The sequence below is a fragment of the Lactobacillus gallinarum DSM 10532 = JCM 2011 genome (assembly GCF_001434975.1).
Classification (GTDB): Bacteria; Bacillota; Bacilli; order Lactobacillales; family Lactobacillaceae; genus Lactobacillus; species Lactobacillus gallinarum.
Genome location: NZ_AZEL01000005.1, coordinates 1 through 17,885 on the forward strand (window position 1 = coordinate 1; position 17,885 = coordinate 17,885).

Annotated in this window: 19 protein-coding genes, 2 tRNA genes and 1 pseudogene; 2 read left to right on the forward strand and 20 right to left on the reverse strand. The window is 37.3% G+C overall.

Features of this window, described 5'->3' with window-relative positions:
• The 15 genes from FC37_RS09925 to FC37_RS00980 all read right to left on the reverse strand — a co-directional run.
• Positions 1-112: rod shape-determining protein (locus tag FC37_RS09925; RefSeq protein ID WP_201779641.1), on the reverse strand; the 112-nt coding region annotated here is incomplete at its 3' end.
• Positions 113-192: 80 nt separating this feature from the next.
• Positions 193-423, reverse strand: coding sequence for a DUF1146 family protein (locus tag FC37_RS00915; protein WP_025005093.1), 231 nt, complete (start codon positions 421-423; stop codon positions 193-195).
• A gap of 62 nt (positions 424-485) precedes the next feature.
• A complete protein-coding gene (locus FC37_RS00920; protein WP_025005094.1) occupies positions 486-926 on the reverse strand; it encodes a F0F1 ATP synthase subunit epsilon in 441 nt (146 codons plus the stop codon).
• Positions 927-937: 11 nt separating this feature from the next.
• On the reverse strand, positions 938-2,377 hold the full coding sequence (gene atpD, locus FC37_RS00925; RefSeq protein ID WP_056945445.1) for a F0F1 ATP synthase subunit beta: 1,440 nt from the start codon (positions 2,375-2,377) through the stop codon (positions 938-940).
• A gap of 22 nt (positions 2,378-2,399) precedes the next feature.
• Positions 2,400-3,362, reverse strand: a complete 963-nt coding sequence (locus FC37_RS00930; RefSeq protein WP_025005095.1) for a F0F1 ATP synthase subunit gamma — start codon at positions 3,360-3,362, stop codon at positions 2,400-2,402.
• A 10-nt stretch (positions 3,363-3,372) separates the two neighbouring features.
• Positions 3,373-4,884: a F0F1 ATP synthase subunit alpha gene (gene atpA, locus FC37_RS00935; RefSeq protein WP_025005096.1), complete on the reverse strand. Its 1,512-nt coding sequence runs from the start codon at positions 4,882-4,884 to the stop codon at positions 3,373-3,375.
• Between the two features lie 14 nt (positions 4,885-4,898).
• Positions 4,899-5,447 (reverse strand): F0F1 ATP synthase subunit delta, encoded by a 549-nt coding sequence (locus tag FC37_RS00940; protein WP_025005097.1) that lies wholly within the window; start codon positions 5,445-5,447, stop codon positions 4,899-4,901.
• On the reverse strand, positions 5,447-5,956 hold the full coding sequence (gene atpF, locus FC37_RS00945) for a F0F1 ATP synthase subunit B (protein ID WP_025005098.1): 510 nt from the start codon (positions 5,954-5,956) through the stop codon (positions 5,447-5,449). Before atpF ends, FC37_RS00940 begins: the two co-directional genes overlap by 1 nt.
• A gap of 51 nt (positions 5,957-6,007) precedes the next feature.
• A complete protein-coding gene (gene atpE, locus FC37_RS00950; RefSeq protein ID WP_005718768.1) occupies positions 6,008-6,232 on the reverse strand; it encodes a F0F1 ATP synthase subunit C in 225 nt (74 codons plus the stop codon).
• A gap of 19 nt (positions 6,233-6,251) precedes the next feature.
• Entirely contained in the window at positions 6,252-6,965 is a 714-nt protein-coding gene (gene atpB / locus FC37_RS00955) for a F0F1 ATP synthase subunit A (protein WP_025005099.1), read from the reverse strand.
• 121 nt (positions 6,966-7,086) lie between these two features.
• Positions 7,087-7,716 carry a uracil phosphoribosyltransferase gene (gene upp / locus FC37_RS00960; protein ID WP_025005100.1) on the reverse strand — a complete coding sequence of 210 codons (630 nt, stop codon included), beginning with the start codon at positions 7,714-7,716 and terminating at the stop codon, positions 7,087-7,089.
• An 82-nt stretch (positions 7,717-7,798) separates the two neighbouring features.
• Positions 7,799-8,800 (reverse strand): L-threonylcarbamoyladenylate synthase, encoded by a 1,002-nt coding sequence (locus tag FC37_RS00965; RefSeq protein ID WP_025005101.1) that lies wholly within the window; start codon positions 8,798-8,800, stop codon positions 7,799-7,801.
• A gap of 5 nt (positions 8,801-8,805) precedes the next feature.
• A complete protein-coding gene (gene prmC / locus FC37_RS00970; protein ID WP_025005102.1) occupies positions 8,806-9,648 on the reverse strand; it encodes a peptide chain release factor N(5)-glutamine methyltransferase in 843 nt (280 codons plus the stop codon).
• On the reverse strand, positions 9,641-10,729 hold the full coding sequence (gene prfA, locus FC37_RS00975; protein WP_025005103.1) for a peptide chain release factor 1: 1,089 nt from the start codon (positions 10,727-10,729) through the stop codon (positions 9,641-9,643). The genes prmC and prfA overlap by 8 nt, the downstream gene beginning before the upstream one ends.
• Before the next feature lie 16 nt (positions 10,730-10,745).
• On the reverse strand, positions 10,746-11,345 hold the full coding sequence (locus FC37_RS00980; RefSeq protein WP_025005104.1) for a thymidine kinase: 600 nt from the start codon (positions 11,343-11,345) through the stop codon (positions 10,746-10,748).
• Positions 11,346-11,494: 149 nt separating this feature from the next.
• On the opposite strand from FC37_RS00980, the gene FC37_RS00985 reads away from it, so the two are divergent.
• Positions 11,495-12,847 (forward strand): Mur ligase family protein, encoded by a 1,353-nt coding sequence (locus FC37_RS00985; protein ID WP_056945446.1) that lies wholly within the window; start codon positions 11,495-11,497, stop codon positions 12,845-12,847.
• An 88-nt stretch (positions 12,848-12,935) separates the two neighbouring features.
• Here the strand turns inward: FC37_RS00985 and FC37_RS00990 are convergent.
• Both FC37_RS00990 and FC37_RS00995 read right to left on the reverse strand, forming a co-directional pair.
• Positions 12,936-13,008: transfer RNA gene (locus FC37_RS00990), tRNA-Gln, on the reverse strand.
• Positions 13,009-13,013: 5 nt separating this feature from the next.
• A tRNA-Glu gene (locus FC37_RS00995) sits at positions 13,014-13,085 on the reverse strand.
• Positions 13,086-13,165: 80 nt separating this feature from the next.
• Between FC37_RS00995 and FC37_RS01000 the strand changes: the two genes are divergently transcribed.
• Complete coding sequence (locus FC37_RS01000; protein WP_025005105.1) at positions 13,166-14,179, forward strand: serine hydrolase domain-containing protein; 1,014 nt, start codon at positions 13,166-13,168, stop codon at positions 14,177-14,179.
• Positions 14,180-14,276: 97 nt separating this feature from the next.
• Here the strand turns inward: FC37_RS01000 and FC37_RS01005 are convergent.
• The 3 genes and pseudogenes from FC37_RS01005 to FC37_RS01015 form a co-directional block, all read right to left on the reverse strand.
• Positions 14,277-15,657, reverse strand: a pseudogene (locus tag FC37_RS01005) (MFS transporter).
• A gap of 127 nt (positions 15,658-15,784) precedes the next feature.
• A complete protein-coding gene (locus FC37_RS01010; RefSeq protein WP_025005106.1) occupies positions 15,785-17,125 on the reverse strand; it encodes a glucose-6-phosphate isomerase in 1,341 nt (446 codons plus the stop codon).
• A gap of 76 nt (positions 17,126-17,201) precedes the next feature.
• Complete coding sequence (locus FC37_RS01015; protein ID WP_025005107.1) at positions 17,202-17,816, reverse strand: VanZ family protein; 615 nt, start codon at positions 17,814-17,816, stop codon at positions 17,202-17,204.
• Between the last annotated feature and the right edge of the window lie 69 nt (positions 17,817-17,885).

The following is a 17,885-nucleotide window of genomic DNA, read 5'->3' on the forward strand; positions in this document are numbered from 1 at the left end:
TATCAGTATTAACAGCAACTACAGATGGTTCATTTAAAACAATCCCTTTTCCAGAGACATTGATTAGTACATTAGCTGTTCCTAAATCAATTCCTATATCTCGTGCCACAATAACCCTCCATAATTATTCATCGTCCATTTTACCATAAATAAATAAGAGTTTCCTTTACTGTCCCTGTTTTAACACAATCTTTAAAACAAATTACTTAATTGCATCGAAGTATCGATAAATGTAATTACAAAATTACCAACTAAAAAGCCCAATGCAATAGCAAGAAATAAATATAATAATTGCGTTTCAAACACATGTCCTTTACGAATTATTTTTTCTAGCTGCACAGCCTTCATTGCCTGAAAAGATAATCCAATTGCAATCAAATAAATTATTATACTAATAATGGCATGAACGCCTAATTGAAACATATTCTTTTCCTTTATTAATAAAAAAGACGGATGCAAAATCTGCATTCGTCTTTTTATCTCTTTTAGTGACCTTTAGTGTTGTAAACACTAATTCTGTTCATTGCTCGTCTTAAAGCAACTTCAGCACGTTCGAGAGTACGCTCATCATGCTTTTCACGTGCTTCCTTCAAACGCTTCTCGGCTCTTTCCTTAGCGGCTTGAGCACGAGATACATCAATGTTTCTAGCACGTTCAGCACTATCCGCAATAATTGTAGCCACGTTATTAGAAAATTCAATATACCCACCACTAATAGCGATGTGATCAATTCTTGAATTCATTTCACGACTACGTTTAACCTTGACCTCACTAATTACTAATGGGGTAAGCAAGGGTACGTGATTATACATTATTGAACGTTCACCATCTATAGCACGTACATCAACGATGCTTCCACGATGTGAATAAACCATTCCATTAGGAGTTACAACATTTACTCTAAAAAGCTTTTCTGGATCTGCCATTGGACATCACCCTACTTTTCTAGTAATGCTTTAGCTTCTGGATCACTTGGAGTTACGCCCATTTCTTGTGCTTTCTTCAAAACATCTTCAATTGGACCAACACCACGGAACGAATCTTCTGGTAAGTCATCAAGATGACCATCTAAGATAAGCTTAAAGCCCTTAATGGTTTCCTTAATTGGAACATATGAACCTGGCACACCAGTAAACTGTTCAGCAACAAAGAAGTTTTGTGACAAGAAGAATTGAACTTTACGTGCACGTGCAACGATCAATTTTTCTTCATCAGATAATTCATCCATACCTAAAACAGAAATAATATCTTGCAATTCATGGTAACGTTGCAAAACATGCTGTACTCGCGTAGCAACTTCATAGTGTTCCTTACCAACAACTTCTGGATCAAGAGCACTTGATGATGATTCAAGCGGGTCAACGGCTGGATAAATACCTTGTTCAACCAAACTACGTTCCAAGTTAGTAGTAGCATCCAAGTGTGCGAATGTGGTTGATGGAGCTGGGTCGGTATAGTCATCAGCAGGAACATAAACGGCTTGAATTGAAGTAATTGAACCCTTCTTAGTAGAAGTAATTCTTTCCTGCAATTGTCCCATTTCAGTTGCCAAAGTTGGCTGGTAACCAACGGCACTTGGCATACGACCAAGCAAAGCTGAAACTTCTGAACCGGCCTGAGTAAACCGGAAAATATTGTCGATAAAGAGCAAAACATCTTGACCTTCAACATCTCTAAAGTACTCAGCAAGAGTCAAACCAGTTAACGCAACACGCATTCTGGCACCAGGCGGCTCGTTCATCTGACCAAATACCATGGCAGTTTTACTTAAAACGCCTGAAGCTTTCATTTCGAAGTAAAGGTCGTTACCTTCACGAGTTCTTTCACCAACACCAGTAAATACGGAAATACCACCGTGTTCTTGAGCGATGTTGTGAATCAATTCCTGAATAATAGTGGTCTTACCAACACCGGCACCACCGAACAAACCAACTTTACCACCACGAACGTATGGTTCAAGCAAGTCGATAACCTTGATACCAGTTTCAAGAATTTCACGACTAGTAGTCAAATCTTCATACTTAGGTGCTTCCTTATGGATGCTTTCACGAGGGTGATCCTTTGAGAATTCTGGGCCACCATCAATTGGTTGACCTAAAACGTTGAATACACGACCTAAAGTATCTTCCCCAACAGGAACTGAGATTGGGCCACCAGTATCTTCAACTTTCATACCACGTCGAAGACCATCGGTAGATTCCATGGCAATCGTTCTTAAGACACCATCACCAAGCTCAACTGTAACTTCAAGAACAATACTTTCATTCTCGGATTTAATTACACGCAAGGCATTGTTAATATCAGGCAAATTCTTATCGATTGGGAATTTTACATCGACAACTGGGCCGATTACTTGAACGATTTCACCTTCACTCAAAACATCTACCTCCTTTTCTTTATTACTCTAAGGCATTTGCACCACTGATAATTTCAGTAATTTCAGTAGTAATTTGTGCCTGTCTAGCACGATTTAATTTCATAGTTAAATTTGAAACTAAATCCTTAGCATTATCAGTTGCACTCTGCATAGCTGTCATTGAACTAGCATGCTCTGCAGTCTTTGCATCCAAAATAGCACCATAAATGGTTGAACGCGCATACTGTGGTAACAACTTCATTAACACTCTATTAGGATCTGGTTCAATATCATATTCTAATTCTTTATGTGCTTCAGCTTCTTTAACACCAATATCTAAATCGACAATTGGTAACATCTTTTCAACACGAAATGCAGATGATAATGAGTTTACATGGTGCGTATAACATACATAAAGTTGATCAAACACACCGTTCAAAAACATCTTGATTGCTGTTGAAACGATTGGCAAAACTTCATCAAAAGTTGGGACATCGGACACACCATTTTTCTCGTAAACAACATTAACGTTGTTCTTCTTGAAAAATTGGGCTCCAACTGAACCTACAGCCAAGACTTTAACTTCATGACCTTGTGCACGTTCATCTTCAAAGATTCCCATCATGTTCTTAATAACATTACTATTATAAGAACCTACCAAACCACGATCACCACTTACTACTAAAAAGCCAGTAGACTTAATATTCTTTCGTGGTTGAATCATATCAGCTGTAATACCTAAACCGAATACATCAGTGTAATCGATCTTGGCAATATTTCTCTTATCAATTGATACGTCTTGATCGCGCAAGCTATCTACCACCTGTGAACTAATCAAGCGAGAAATAGTCTTACGAACATGATCGTTATAAATAGTGTAACCTTTATCACGATCTTCAGTTTGGTTTAACTTTGATGCAGAAACCATTCGCATAGCTTCTGTGATTTTACCAGTTTGCTTAACTGAAGCAATTTTCTTCTTCAACTCAAGTAAAGATGCAGGCATATTCTACCTCCTATTTCTCACTTGGTGCAAAGCTCTCACTAAATTCCTCAATAGCTGCTGACAACTTCTTGTCATCTGGTAATTTACCAGTTTCACGAATTATCTTGAGCAAGTCAGCATGGCTGCTGTCAAAGTTATCAAACAATTCATTTTGGAAGCGACTAATGTCTTCAACTGGAATAGAATCAAGATAGCCGTGAGTCAAAGCATAAAGAATCAAAACTTGTTTCTCAACTGGAATAGGATCATGAAGTGGTTGCTTCAATACTTCAACAGTTCTTTGACCTCTATTCAACTTAGCTTGAGTGGCTTGATCAAGATCGCTACCAAATTGAGCGAAACTTTCAAGTTCACGGAAAGCAGCAAGGTCAGTACGTAAAGTACCAGCAACTTTCTTCATAGCCTTAATCTGGGCGTTACCACCAACACGAGAAACTGAGTTACCAGCATCAATGGCTGGACGAGTACCAGCAAAGAACAAATCACTTTGTAAGAAAATCTGACCATCAGTAATAGAAATTACGTTGGTTGGAATATATGCAGAAATGTCTCCCGCTTCGGTTTGGATAATTGGCAATGCAGTCAAAGATCCACCGCCAAGCTTGTCACTCAACTTAGCACTACGTTCTAGCAAACGTGAGTGTAAGTAGAAGACGTCACCTGGGTAAGCTTCACGACCAGGCGGACGACGGAGAAGCAAGGAAAGTTCACGATAAGCGACGGCTTGTTTTGATAGGTCGTCAAATACGATTAATACATCCTTGCCATTGTACATAAATTCCTCACCCATAGCAGTACCAGCATATGGTGCAATGTAAAGCATTGGTGCTGGTTCACTTGGGCCCGCTTCAACAACAATGGTATAATCCATTGCTCCGAAACGCTTTAAAGTTTCTACTTGAGTTCTAACGGTTGATTCCTTTTGACCAATAGCAACATAAATACAAATTACATCTTGGTTCTTTTGGTTAAGAATTGTATCGATGGCTAAACTAGTCTTACCAGTTTTACGGTCACCAATAATCAATTCACGCTGTCCACGACCAATTGGAACTAAGGCATCGATAGCCTTAATACCAGTTTGAAGTGGTTGATTAACTGATTGACGGTCCATAACCCCTGGAGCTTTTTCTTCAATAGGACGCGTCTTATCAGCCTTAATTTCACCTAAACCGTCAACAGGTTGACCCAATGGGTTAACTACTCTACCGATTAGGGCGTCACCAACAGGAACTGACATAATTCGACCAGTTCTTTGAACACGGTCGCCTTCACGAATATCGTCAAATTTACCTAGGATAATGATACCAACATCACTAGCATCAAGGTTTTGAGCAATACCGTATGAACCGTTATCAAATTTTAACAACTCACCGGCTAATGCATTATTAAGTCCGTGAGCCCGGGCGATACCATCACCAACGTAAGTTACAACACCAACTTCGTTAATGTCGAGCTTGTCGTCGTAATGTTCAAGTTGCTGCTTGATCAAGGAGCTAATTTCTTCCGCTTTAATGCTCAATGGTTTCACCTCTTTTAATTTTCATCAATTATTTGCGCACGGATCTTCTTCAGCTTATTTTTAACTGATCCATCAATCACGCGATCCTTCACTTGAAGAATCACGCCGCCTAAAATACTTGGATCAACTTTATTCTCAAGACGCACAGCATTTAAGTTATATTTCTTAGCGAAACCATCACCTAAACGCTTAAGTTGATCATCATCCAACTTCACTGCTGTAGTTGCAGTACCAGATGCGATCTTGTTTTTATCATCATAAAGTACAACAAATTGATCAATAATATCGACCAAGTATGCAAAACGATCATATTCAAGCAGCAAATTTAAAAAGCCTTGTACTTCTTTTGAAAAATCTTTTTCAATAGCAGTTAAAAAATCTTTTTTATCCTTACTGTTTAAGATAGGATCACTTAAAACGTTGATGACTTGAGGAGTGGCAACTACTGCCTTTTTCAACTCCACCATTTCATCATAAACGCTATCAAGTACTTTATTATCTTGCGCATAGCCGAACAAAGCGGCACCGTAGCGTGCAGCTACTTCTTCTCTACTTAAAGCCATTAATCATCCAACCCCTTAATAAATTGGTCGACTAAATCTTTTTGGTCTTCAGCAGATAAATTCTTAGCAATTACCTTTTCAGCAATAGCTACAGAAATATCAGCAACTTGATCACGTGCAGAATTCAATGCATCTGATTTAGCCTTAGTGGCTTCTTCATTTGCCTTCTTCCGAATTGCTGCAGCATCTTCATTCGCACTTGCTACGATTTCTTTGCCAGTTTTTTGCGCATTAGCTTTAGCGTCAGAGAGAATCTGTGTTGCTTCTTGTCTTGAGTTCTTCAAGGCAGCTTCACGCTCGTTAGCAAGCGTTTCAGCCTTTTTGCGATCACTTGCAGCTGAATCCAAGTCATTAATAACTTTTTGCCGCCGCTTTTCCATCATTTCTGATACTGGACCCCAAGCAAAGTGCTTGACCAATAACATCAAGATGGCAAAACAAATTAAATACCAAAGTGCATTACCTAGGTAAATATGATGTGAGGCTGCAAATAATGTTTGAATAGTCATTTACTGCCCTTCTCTCTTTAATACTTAAATCCTTTAGTTTTAAAAATTTTATTAAAGGAAAAGAATCAAGAAGGCAACAACGATAGCCAAAATAGGAACGGCTTCGATCAAACCAACACCGATAAACATTGTTGCTCTTAAGTTACCTGCACTTTCAGGTTGACGAGCCATACCTTCAAGAGTTTTTGAAATAACTTTACCGTTACCCAATGAAGCAGCTAAAGCTGCCAAACCAGCTGCGATGGATGCAGCAAGGTATTTAAAAGCTTCTGACATAAATTTATACCTCCAAAATTTATTCTGTAGTAACTTTCTTACCAATGTAAACCATTGATAAAGTTACGAAAACATATGCCTGGATAGAGCCAATGAAGACAGAGAAACCTTGCCAAATCATGGCTAATGGAGCTGCTAGAATCAATGTAAATGGTCCACCAGCATGTGCTAGATCATTACCAATTAATGTAAGCAAAACTTCACCAGCATAAATGTTCCCATATAAACGTAATGATAAGGTTAAGAAATTGGTAAACTCTTCAATAATGTTAATTGGGAGCATAAAACCAACTGGCTGCGTATAATTCTTTAAATAGCCGCCAACACCAAATCTTTGTACGCCGAATGTGAACGATAGAAGCAAGGTCATCATTGCAAACGACATTGTCGCTACTGGATCAGCAGTTGGTGACTTGATAAAGACCCAATCATCAACTTTGACTTCCATAAACATACCCAATTGGTTCATAAACCAAATGAAAAGAAATAAAACAAGTGCATATAAAGATAGGTGTTTTTGCGCATCTACATCACTAACATTATCTTTGACGATACCGTTAGTAAAATCGAGTAAATATTCAAAAACATTTTGTCTTTTATTAGGTTTCATTTCAACTTTTCTTGCAAGCCAAAGGCAGATAAGAAAAACTGCTAAAGCCATTAGCGTTGAACCGATGATCCCAGTAAGATCAAAATTCAAGCCCATGAATTTAAAAACAAATGATTTCTCCATTACTTCGTGACCTCCCTTCTCGTGTTGAATTAAACTCGAACACGTAAATCATCTTAACACCAAAAAATCCCTTTGTGTAACATGAAAACGTATTCTAATAAATATTTTTACGAAAAAGGGATTACTTAGTTCCGAATAATCGGTCACCAGCATCACCCAAACCTGGGAAGATGTAGCCGTTATCCATCAACTTTTCATCTTCAGCAGCTGCGTAAATATCAACATCTGGGTTAGCTTCTTGAACAGCCTTGATTCCTTCTGGAGCTGCTACTAAAACTGCTAACTTGATTTCTTTAACGCCGCGCTTCTTTAATGCAGCAATGGCATCATTTGCTGAACCACCAGTTGCAAGCATTGGGTCAACAACTAAACATTCACGTTCAGCAATATCCTTTGGAGCCTTGAAGAAGTATTCATGTGGCTTCAAAGTTTTTTCATCACGATACATGCCGATGACCGCAATTTTAGCTGATGGTACCATATCAAGAACACCATTAAGCATCCCGATACCAGCACGTAAAATTGGCACAATTGTCAATTTCTTACCAGCAATTTCTTTTTGGACAGTTTTACCCATTGGTGTTTCAATTTCAACATCTTCAAGTGGTAAATCTCTCGTAATTTCATAGGTCATTAACCCACCAATTTCGCCAACAATTCTACGAAATTCATTTGAACCTGTGTCCTTACGACGAATGATAGTTAACTTGTGTTGAATCAATGGATGATCCAAAACTACAAACTTTCCCATATGTGCCTCCTATAACAAATAATCTGATCATAAATATTTTAATCAAAAACGCAAAGGGTTTAAACCCCTTTGCGTTTATTTTTTATTTATTAAAATGATGTCCACCAGCAGCTTTGTTCAAACGATTCATGTAAGCCAAACTTTCTTCGCCTTCATCAAAACCTTGAACATAAATTGTAGCGATGTCGTCTTTATCGTCAAAATAACGTAATCCGCCAAATAAATTATGATCGGCATCAACTAAGTTCTTACCTAAATTAAACTTGTTTTCATCTGGCAAATCAATTTGATCCAAAACTGAACCCAGTGCGGCAACACCCGTTTTATCATTAAAGTCAATTTGACTAAAGTCAGCGGGATCATCTACTACGATCACTGGTTCACTTGGAGCATAGTGGCGATACTTCATACCTGGAGCCTTCGGCACATCTTTATCTGCAACCTTACCAGTATTAATTAAAACTTTTTCGCCTAAAACTTCACTAAGTTCTTCTGGCGTAATCTCACCTGGACGAAGAACAATTGGAGTTTTGACTGATAAATCAATAATAGTTGATTCAAGGCCCACGCGAGTTGGACCACCATCAATAATACCTGCAATCTTACCTTTCAAATCGTGGTAAACATGCTCAGCTGTTGTTGGACTTGGCTTAGTTGAGGTATTAGCAGATGGACCTACGATTGGATAACCCAATTTTGCAATCAAATCATGAGTTAACTGATCGTCAGGACAACGAAATGCAACTGTATCAAGACCACCTGTAACAGCATCTGGAAGCGTACCAGGCTTGACAAACAAAAGCAAAGTCAATGGACCTGGCCAAAAATGCTTGATTAATTTCTTAGCTCTTTCAGGCACTTCCTTGGCATAACGCTCCATCATTTTTTCATCAGAAACCGTAACGATCAATGGATTATCACTAGGGCGACCTTTTGCGGCATAAACGCCCTTGACAGACTTTTCTTTAGTTGCAATAGCGCCTAAACCATAAACTGTTTCAGTAGGAAATGCTACAAGCTCCCCTTCAGCTAATAATTTAACAGCTTCATCAAGTTGATCTTTTTTAAAAATTTTGGTTTCCATAATTTTTATTTTTGCCACCTTCCATGAACCATGCGTGGCTTGCCGGCCATGTCTTTTCTAAATTCAATATCAAAATCAGGCAATTCTTTAGCAAATAATTCTTTTAATTGATCTTCTTCACTGAAACCAAATTCCAAGAAAAATTCACCATGACTATTTAAATGATCACGAACCTGTTTAGCAAATTTTTTATAAAAATCTAAACCGTCACTACCTGCAAAAAGAGCCTCTTTAGGTTCATTCTGCAGGACATTATCATCCATCTCCTTTTTTTCAGTTGTCTTAATATATGGCGGGTTAGAAATAATCTTGTCGAACTTCTCTAATCCAATTAAGACATTCGCTTTGCGCGTTACTACATCCAAGTCATAAGTCAAGAAATTCTCTTCACTAGTTCTTAATGCAGAATCGGTAATATCACTAGCATAAAGGATCAAATCTTTAATTCCATTTTTTTCTGCCTCTTTAGCAAGAGCAACAGTGATGCATCCCGAACCAGTACCAAGATCAAGCACCTTATCGCCGCTCTTTAACGACTTAAGTGCCCACTCTACTAGTTCTTCGGTTTCAAAACGAGGAATCAAAACTCCGCGCTGTACCATGATCTTATATCCCAAAAACCAGGCGTAACCCAAAATATACTGCGGAGAAACACCCTTAGCTAGCTTTTTAATATCTTTATTGGCTTGTTTTAACTGAGCATCGGACAAGACCATATCCTGTTTTAACTCAAATTCACTTGGAGTCAAATTAAGACGTTCAGCTAAAACATAGTCAATATCTTCGGGACGAGCATTTTCAGCAGTTTCGCCTGCCTTAATTCTAATTTCCTTTAAAGTTTTAGGCATTTTGATCAGCCAACTCCTCTAATTGCTTAGTTTGGTTATAAAGAATCAATGCATCAATAATTTCGTCAAGTTCACCGTTCATTACTCGATCAAGCTTGTTAATAGTTAAACCAATACGGTGATCAGTTACACGGTTTTGAGGATAGTTGTAGGTTCTAATTCTTTCTGAACGATCCCCTGTACCAACAGCGCTCTTACGCTTGGCATCATATTGAGCTTGATTTTGACTTTCGTAATAATCGTAAACACGAGATTTCAAAATTTGCATAGCTTTTTCACGGTTTTGTTGTTGACTACGTTGATCCTGCATAGCAACTACGATACCCGTTGGTAAGTGAGTCATACGTACGGCACTAGAAGTCTTGTTGATGTGCTGACCACCGGCACCACTTGAACGGTAAACATCAACACGAATATCTTTAGGATCAATATCAATATCAACTTGCTCATATTCTGGCATAACGGCAACAGTAGCAGTTGAGGTATGAACACGACCTTGGGATTCAGTTACTGGGATACGTTGAACACGGTGAGCACCATTTTCATATTTCAATTTTGAATAAACCTTGTCCCCAGTAATCATAATGGCAACACGCTTATAACCACCAACTTCTGTTGGTTCTGAATCAATCATCGAAACCTTCCAGTTTTGACGTTCAGCGTATTTTTCATACATTCTAAGCAAATCGCCAGCAAAAAGTGAAGCTTCATCACCACCAGCAGCACCACGAATTTCCATGATGATGTCTTTGTCATCATTAGGGTCCTTTGGCAACATCAAGATTTTAATTTGATCTTCGAGTTCTGGAATTTCCTTTTCAATTTCAGCGTTTTCTTCTTTAGCCATTTCGATCAAATCAGAATCTGTTTCACTGGCAATAATTTCTTTATTGTCAGCAATTTCTTGCTTATCCTTTTTGTATTTCTTGTACTTTTGTACAACTTCACGCAAATCGGCTTCTTCTTTAGAAATTTCCATGTAACGCTTAGTATCATTAATAACTTCAGGGTCTGCCATCATTTCTTGAAGTTCTTCATAATGAGCTACTAAGCCCTCTAATTGAGCCATTACTTTATCCATAAATTAAAAGTCCTCTCTATCTCTGAATACCTGGGTGAAAATAATGATAGCGACAAACTGGATAGTAACTCTCATCGCCACCAATTTGTACCTGCTCACCTTCATATACAGGTTTGCCATTATTAACTCTTAAATTCATTATTGCTTTATGACCACAATAATGACAAATAGTTTTCATCTCTTCTATTTTATCAGCAAAAATCAATAAATTTTCACTGCCTTCAAATAAATGATTCTGAAAATCATTTTTTAAGCCAAACGCCATTACTGGGATATTAAAATCATCTACAATTTTGGCACATTCCAAAACATGATGTCTTTTCAAAAACTGTGCTTCATCAATTAAAACACAAGCCAATTTTCCTTTTCCATCAGCTAGATCATGGCTATTCATCTTTTTGATGTATGTAAATAAATTCATATCTTCAGTAATTGGAATTGCCTTTCGATGTAAGCCAATCCTAGAAGCAACCGTACCAACACCACTACGATTATCAAGTCCGCTCGTCATTAAAGCAATTTTTCGTCCTTGTGCCTCATAATTGTGAGCCACCTTTAAAATTTCTATTGTTTTACCACTACTCATTGCACCATAACGAAAAAATAATTGCGACATTCCGGGCCCTCCCTTTTACTTAAAAAGTATTCGCCTAACATAGTATAGAGGAAAAAATAAATTTGTGTAGCTAAATGAACAGTAAAACCTCGTTTTCATTCCTGCTCTATGCTAAACTAAAACATAGTTTTAAAGTGAGGGATTATAACATGAGTTTTAAATCAGGAATCGCCAAAGTTGCGGGAAAGTCTAGTTACTGGTTTTTACATAACGTTTTAAAAGGTGGTACTAGTTTTCCTGGCAAGTTTGCTATGAAAATTGATCCAAACGTTCTTAATTCTTTAGCCAAAGGCTACGAAACCGTAATCGTTACTGGTACTAATGGGAAAACCATGACTACTGCATTAATAGTTGAAGCCTTAAAGAAAAAATACGGTGATGTTTTAACTAACCCATCAGGTTCAAACATGCAGCAAGGAATTGTAACGGCTTTTTTGGCTCACAAACATAAACATGTTAAGCGAAAGATTGCGGTGCTAGAAGTTGATGAAGCTAACGTAAAAATGGTAACTAAGTTGCTTCATCCTAGCGTATTTGTTTTAACAAATATTTTCCGTGATCAGATGGATCGATACGGTGAGATTTATACGACCTACGACAAAATCGTTGATGGTATCAAATTAGCACCTGATGCGACCATTATTGCTAACGGCGATGCAAGCATCTTTTCATCAGTTGAGTTCCCTAATAAGAAAATTTTCTACGGTTTCAAATTACCTGATGATAAACCAGAAAACGATCTTAAGGCCCCTGTTAATACTGATGGTGTGCTCTGCCCTAAGTGTGATCATATTTTGCATTACCATAGCAGAATTTACGCAAACTTAGGTGACTTCTTCTGCCCTAATTGTGGCTACGACCGTCCTGACTTGACTTTTACAGTCAATAACATTCTTGAACAAACGCCTAATAGTTTGAAATTCCAAATGGGCAACAAGGATTACTCTATTAACATCGGTGGTACTTACAACATTTATAATGCTTTGGCTGCTTACTCAGTAGCACGTCATTTTGGCTTAACTGAAGCTGAAGTTGCTCAAGCATTTGCAGAAAACAAGCGTATTTTTGGCCGTCAAGAATTAATTCATTACGGTAATAAAGATATTGATTTAATCTTGGTCAAAAATCCTGTTGGACTTGATGAAGTGTTACACATGCTCAACACCGAAAAGGATGATTATTCTTTAGTTGCACTGCTTAATGCTAACCACGCAGATGGTATTGATACATCATGGATTTGGGATGCTGATTTTGAAGGATTAAATAAAGACAAGATTAAGAAAGTTCTGGTTGGTGGACAACGTTGGCATGACATGGGCTTCAGATTAGAAATTGCTGGCTTTGATCCAGGTACAATGAGCACCAATCCAGATTATGATAGTTTAATCGAAGAAATTAAAAAATTACCAACTAAGAAGGTTTATATTCTTTCTACTTATACTGCTATGCTTGCCCTTAGAAAGAAAATGGCCGAAAAGAAAATTATTAAAGCTGGTATGTAACGATAAAGATTCACGCAAAGTGAATCTTTTTATTTTAGAGAAAAATAAAAAGGTCTAAGCTGAAATAGCTTAAACCTTTTCTTTATTATTGAGATATTGGGGCTCGAACCCAAACATCCAGGAACCAGAATCCTGTGCCTTACCAATTTGGCTATATCTCAATTAATCACCCGTACGAGAATTGAACTCATAACTCCACCTTGAGAGGGTAGCGTCTTAACCATTTGACCAACGGGCGAGTCAACATTAATAATTATGCTTTTTTCTTCTATGCTTGTCAAGTCATTTTGTCTATAATAATTGAGTGGATGGTGAAAAATGATCGACTATAATAAAACACAACATTTAATTGAATCAATGGTCTTTGAAAGAGTTGTACCGGGCGTAAACTACACTTTCATTAAAGATAAACAAATCTTTACCTCAACGACAGGATTTGCTAGTATCTACCCTACCGTGACTCAACTTAGTCCATTTGCTGAATATGACTTGGCTAGTCTAACTAAAGTCTTAGCTACTGAAAATGTACTTTTAAAGCTTTATGATCAAGGCAAGCTTAATTTTACCGAGCCTTTAAAAGAGTTTGTTCCAGAATTTAAAGATTCGCGTATTCGTCTTTATCATCTTTTAACTCACACCAGTGGTATTCGCGGTTGGATTCCGCATCGTGATGAACTGGATCATGATGAATTACTAAAAGCAATTATCAATTTACCCGTAACTGACGAGTTTGAACATAAAATGCGCTATGCAGATACCAACTTCATTTTATTAGGCTTGGTTATCAAAAAGATTTTCAATCAACCTGTACAAGACGTTGCCACGCAAGAAGTATTCAGCCAAATGCCGCTGACTCACACCACATTTTCACCTAAAAAAGATGCTTGTGTACCAACTGCAATCGTTGATGGACAGGTCTTACAGGGCATCCCACATGATCCTAAGGCACGACAATTAGGTGCAGATTGCGGCTCCGCCGGACTTTTCTCAACCATGCAAGATTTAATCACCTTCAGTCAAGGTTATCTCGGACTAAAAAAAGAGATATTACCTTACAGTCAAAAAACTGTTAGCCTACTTTTTGATAATAAAAATCCAACTGGTGTAAAGCCCCGCTCTTGGGGCTGGGATCTACGCTTTGATCCTAAAAATCATTATCCAATCATTTTACACACCGGTTTTACCGGTACATTAATGATTTTGGATCGCGTTAAACGATCAGGCTTAATTTTATTAACCAATCGAATTCATCCTACAGGTCATAATACGGTTTTTCTTGCAATGCGAGAAAAAATTATCCGTAGCTTTTTAAAAGAAAATAACAAGATATAAGAAAAAAGGACGACTGTGTGTCAGCCGTCCTTTTTATCTCTCACTAAATTTCATCATCCGTATACTATTATAACTTATTTTAAAGTAATTGTCTTACTTAATTATTATTTTCTGCTTTAAACATTTTCCAATCACTAAAGATAATAATTAAACTAATGATCACTGTAAAAATAAATGCTGCTTGACTTCCCTGAGCCGTTCCTAATGAATAAGTTATATTAGGCTTTTTTTTGCCAGATAGATATAATCGCGGCCAAGATAGTTGTTCCAACGGAGCCAACTAATTGTTGACTAGTTTGACAAACAGCCGTAGCATCCGCACGCAATTCCCCTTTTTCTACCTTAAGCGATTCTGCTAAAGTATTGCTAAAGGACATTCTATGCCCTAACATCATGATGCCGTAAAAAATGACAATCATCAATACACTTAAATTCAAGCCAAAAATCATGAATAATAAGCACCCAAGCATCATAAAACTGCCACCTAAGTAAAGTGGCAATTTAGCGCCCTTTTTATCATACAAGCTGCCAAAATAAGGATTGAGTAAACCAGCGATAATACTACCGGGGAGTAATATCAATCCACCAATTAAAGAGTTTTGATGCCCAACAATTTGAACGTAATTTGGCAATACAAAACTGATACCAATATTATTAAACTGTAAAAGGAAATATGCCAAGGCACCCCACACAAAGGCCTTTTGTTTAAAAACAGCTAGATCAAGCAACTTCTTGGTTGATTTCTGAGATAATTTAACAAAAAACAAAACCAAAATAGCCGTTGCAATTAATAAAAGCCAAAATAGAGGATTGGGGATTCCCTTACTAATTTGATTAACGCCCACAGTTAACGTAATAAAAGCGCTGGCTAAAATTATAAACGCTAGCCAATCAAAATCGCTTTTAACTTGTTCATGATATTTGCCAATCACTAGAACACCTGCGATGAAAACAATCAAAGCAATGATAGTCGCAAAAATAAAAATCCAGCGCCAAGATAGATAAAAATTAGTAATTCCACCAAAAGCAGGACCTAAAGTTGGAGCCATAGCGACTACTAACCCAGCAATTCCCATATAAACGCCCCACTTGTCGCGTGGAATAATCTCGGTAACCAAATTAAACATTAACGGTGTACTAATTCCTGCACCTAATGCAGAGATTAAACGTCCTAAAAGCAAAATTGAAAAATTAGACGCAAACGCACTAATTACGCTGCCGACCATAAAACCACCACAAGCTACTACAAATAGTTGTTTAGCAGTAAAGCGTTCATTTAAATACGATGAACAGATCATAATAATTGCAATGGTTAAAAGGTAGCCTGTAGTAGTCCATTGAACAGTATCTAGAGCTACATTAAATTGTTTCATCATTGTAGGGAAAGTTACATTTAAACTAGTTTCTGTCAAAATTCCCACGAATGACATAAACGCTGCCGATAAAACAGCTAAAATATTTTTAGTTTTTTCTTTCATACAGATCCCTAATTTAATCTTCCAAACAAAAAGAGTAGAAACCTCAAAAAAGTTTCTACTCTTTCTTTAATTAGCTAATGCTAACTATATTCAACCGCATACTATCAAATATGCTGAGTAAAATTAATTATTTAAGACGCTTAGTTAAGTCGTCGTGTAAGTTTTCGTAACCTGGCTTGTTAAGAAGACCAAACATGTTACGCTTGTATTCTTCAACACCTGGTTGGTTGAATGGGTTAATACCATTCAAGTAACCTGAAATAGCAATTGCTAATTCGAAGAAGTAGATCATGTAACCAAGAGTGTGTTCAGTTTGATCTGGAATGTTAACAGTCATAACTGGTACGCCACCGTCAGTGTGGGCTAAAACAACACCTTCGTAAGCACGATCGTTTACGTAGTTCAAGCTCTTGCCTTCCAAGAAGTTAAGTTGATCCAAGTTCTTTTCATCGCCAGGAATCTTAACATCGTGACGTGGGTTTTCAACACGGATAACAGTTTCAAATAAGTTACGAAGACCTTCTTGAATGTATTGACCAAGTGAGTGTAAGTCAGTAGTGAAGTTAGCACTTGATGGCCAAATACCCTTGTTGTCCTTACCTTCTGATTCACCCATCAATTGCTTGCACCATTCACCGAACATTCTAAGGTTTGGTTCATAGTTTTCAACAATTTCAGTAGTGTAACCCTTGCGGTAAAGGATGTTACGAAGAGCAGCGTATTGGTATGGTGAGTTCTTGTGAACATCAGTATCAGTGTAATCTGCACGAGCATCTGCAGCACCCTTCATCAAAGCATCGATGTCAGCACCTGCAGCAGCAATTGGAAGTAAACCAACAGCAGTAAGAACACTGTAACGACCACCAATATCATCTGGAACTACGAATTCTTCGTAACCTTCTGCGTCAGCTTCAGTCTTCAAAGCACCCTTTTGACGGTCAGTAGTTGCGTAAATACGCTTAGCAGCTTCTTCCTTACCGTACTTCTTGATCAACTTATCCTTGAAGATTCTGAATGCTACTGATGGTTCAGTAGTAGTACCTGACTTAGAAATTACGTTAATACTAAAGTCCTTGTCGCCTACCCATTCAATCAAGTCGTAAAGGTATGAACCTGAAAGTGAGTTACCACAGAAAACAACAGTTGGCATGTCTGTCTTTTCCTTGCCGTAGAAGTTGCTGTTCAAAAATTCAATTGCAGCTTGAGCACCAAGGTATGAACCACCAATACCGATGCAGACCAAAACTTCTGAATCATTTTGGATCTTCTTGGCAGCCTTCTTGATACGAGCAAATTCGTCTTTGTCGTAATCTACTGGCAAGTCAAGCCAACCACGGAAATCATTGCCAGCACCAGTACCATCACGGAGTTCAGTGTTAGCAGCATTTACCATAGCTTGCATTTCGCCTAATTCATTTTCATGAACAAATGGCGTTAACTTACTACTATCAAAATTAATTAAACTCATAAATCTGCTTCCTAACTATTATAAAAATTTCACATCCTTATTTTAACAATCTTATTTATCGAATACCAGTATCATTTTACAAGCGCATACATAATTTTTTGAAAAAGAGATAAATCAAATAGCCTAAGATCGCACCACACGTATTAAAGAAGACATCATCAATGTCACTAACACCAGTTGATAATAAAAATTGCAATGTTTCAATGACAATTGAAAACAGCATCCCCATCAAAATAGTTTTAAAAAATGATTGCTTCTTTGAAAAAACAATTGGAAATAATATTCCAAACGGCACAAAACACATAATATTGCCCAGTGAATTGTAAAAGAAATCTAACCTGCTTGGCGCATAAACTAATTTCCACGTTTCCTTCATAAAAACTAAATTAACATCACTCAACGGCCTATTAAAATTAAACACAAGTTGCCATGGAAAATAAGTATCTCTGAACGTTGTCAACATTAAAATCAAAATTAGATAAAATGCAAAAATCCAAACACCAACTTCCGATTTAATTGATCGTCTTCTTCTAACAAAAAGAAGCCAGATCAACCGTAAAACCGCAAAAATAAGAAAGTAAAAGAAGGTTTTATCTAATGCTAAAAAAGATAATTTAACTAATGCAAAATGATTAATACTAGTCGCATAACGTTCTGCTAAAAAATTATAAAGTGGGCCGAAAAACAGCATGCTTTGCCTCTTTCTAAATTATTCCTTCTAGATTATAACCATTTTTTCAAAAGGTAATTATTAAAAAAT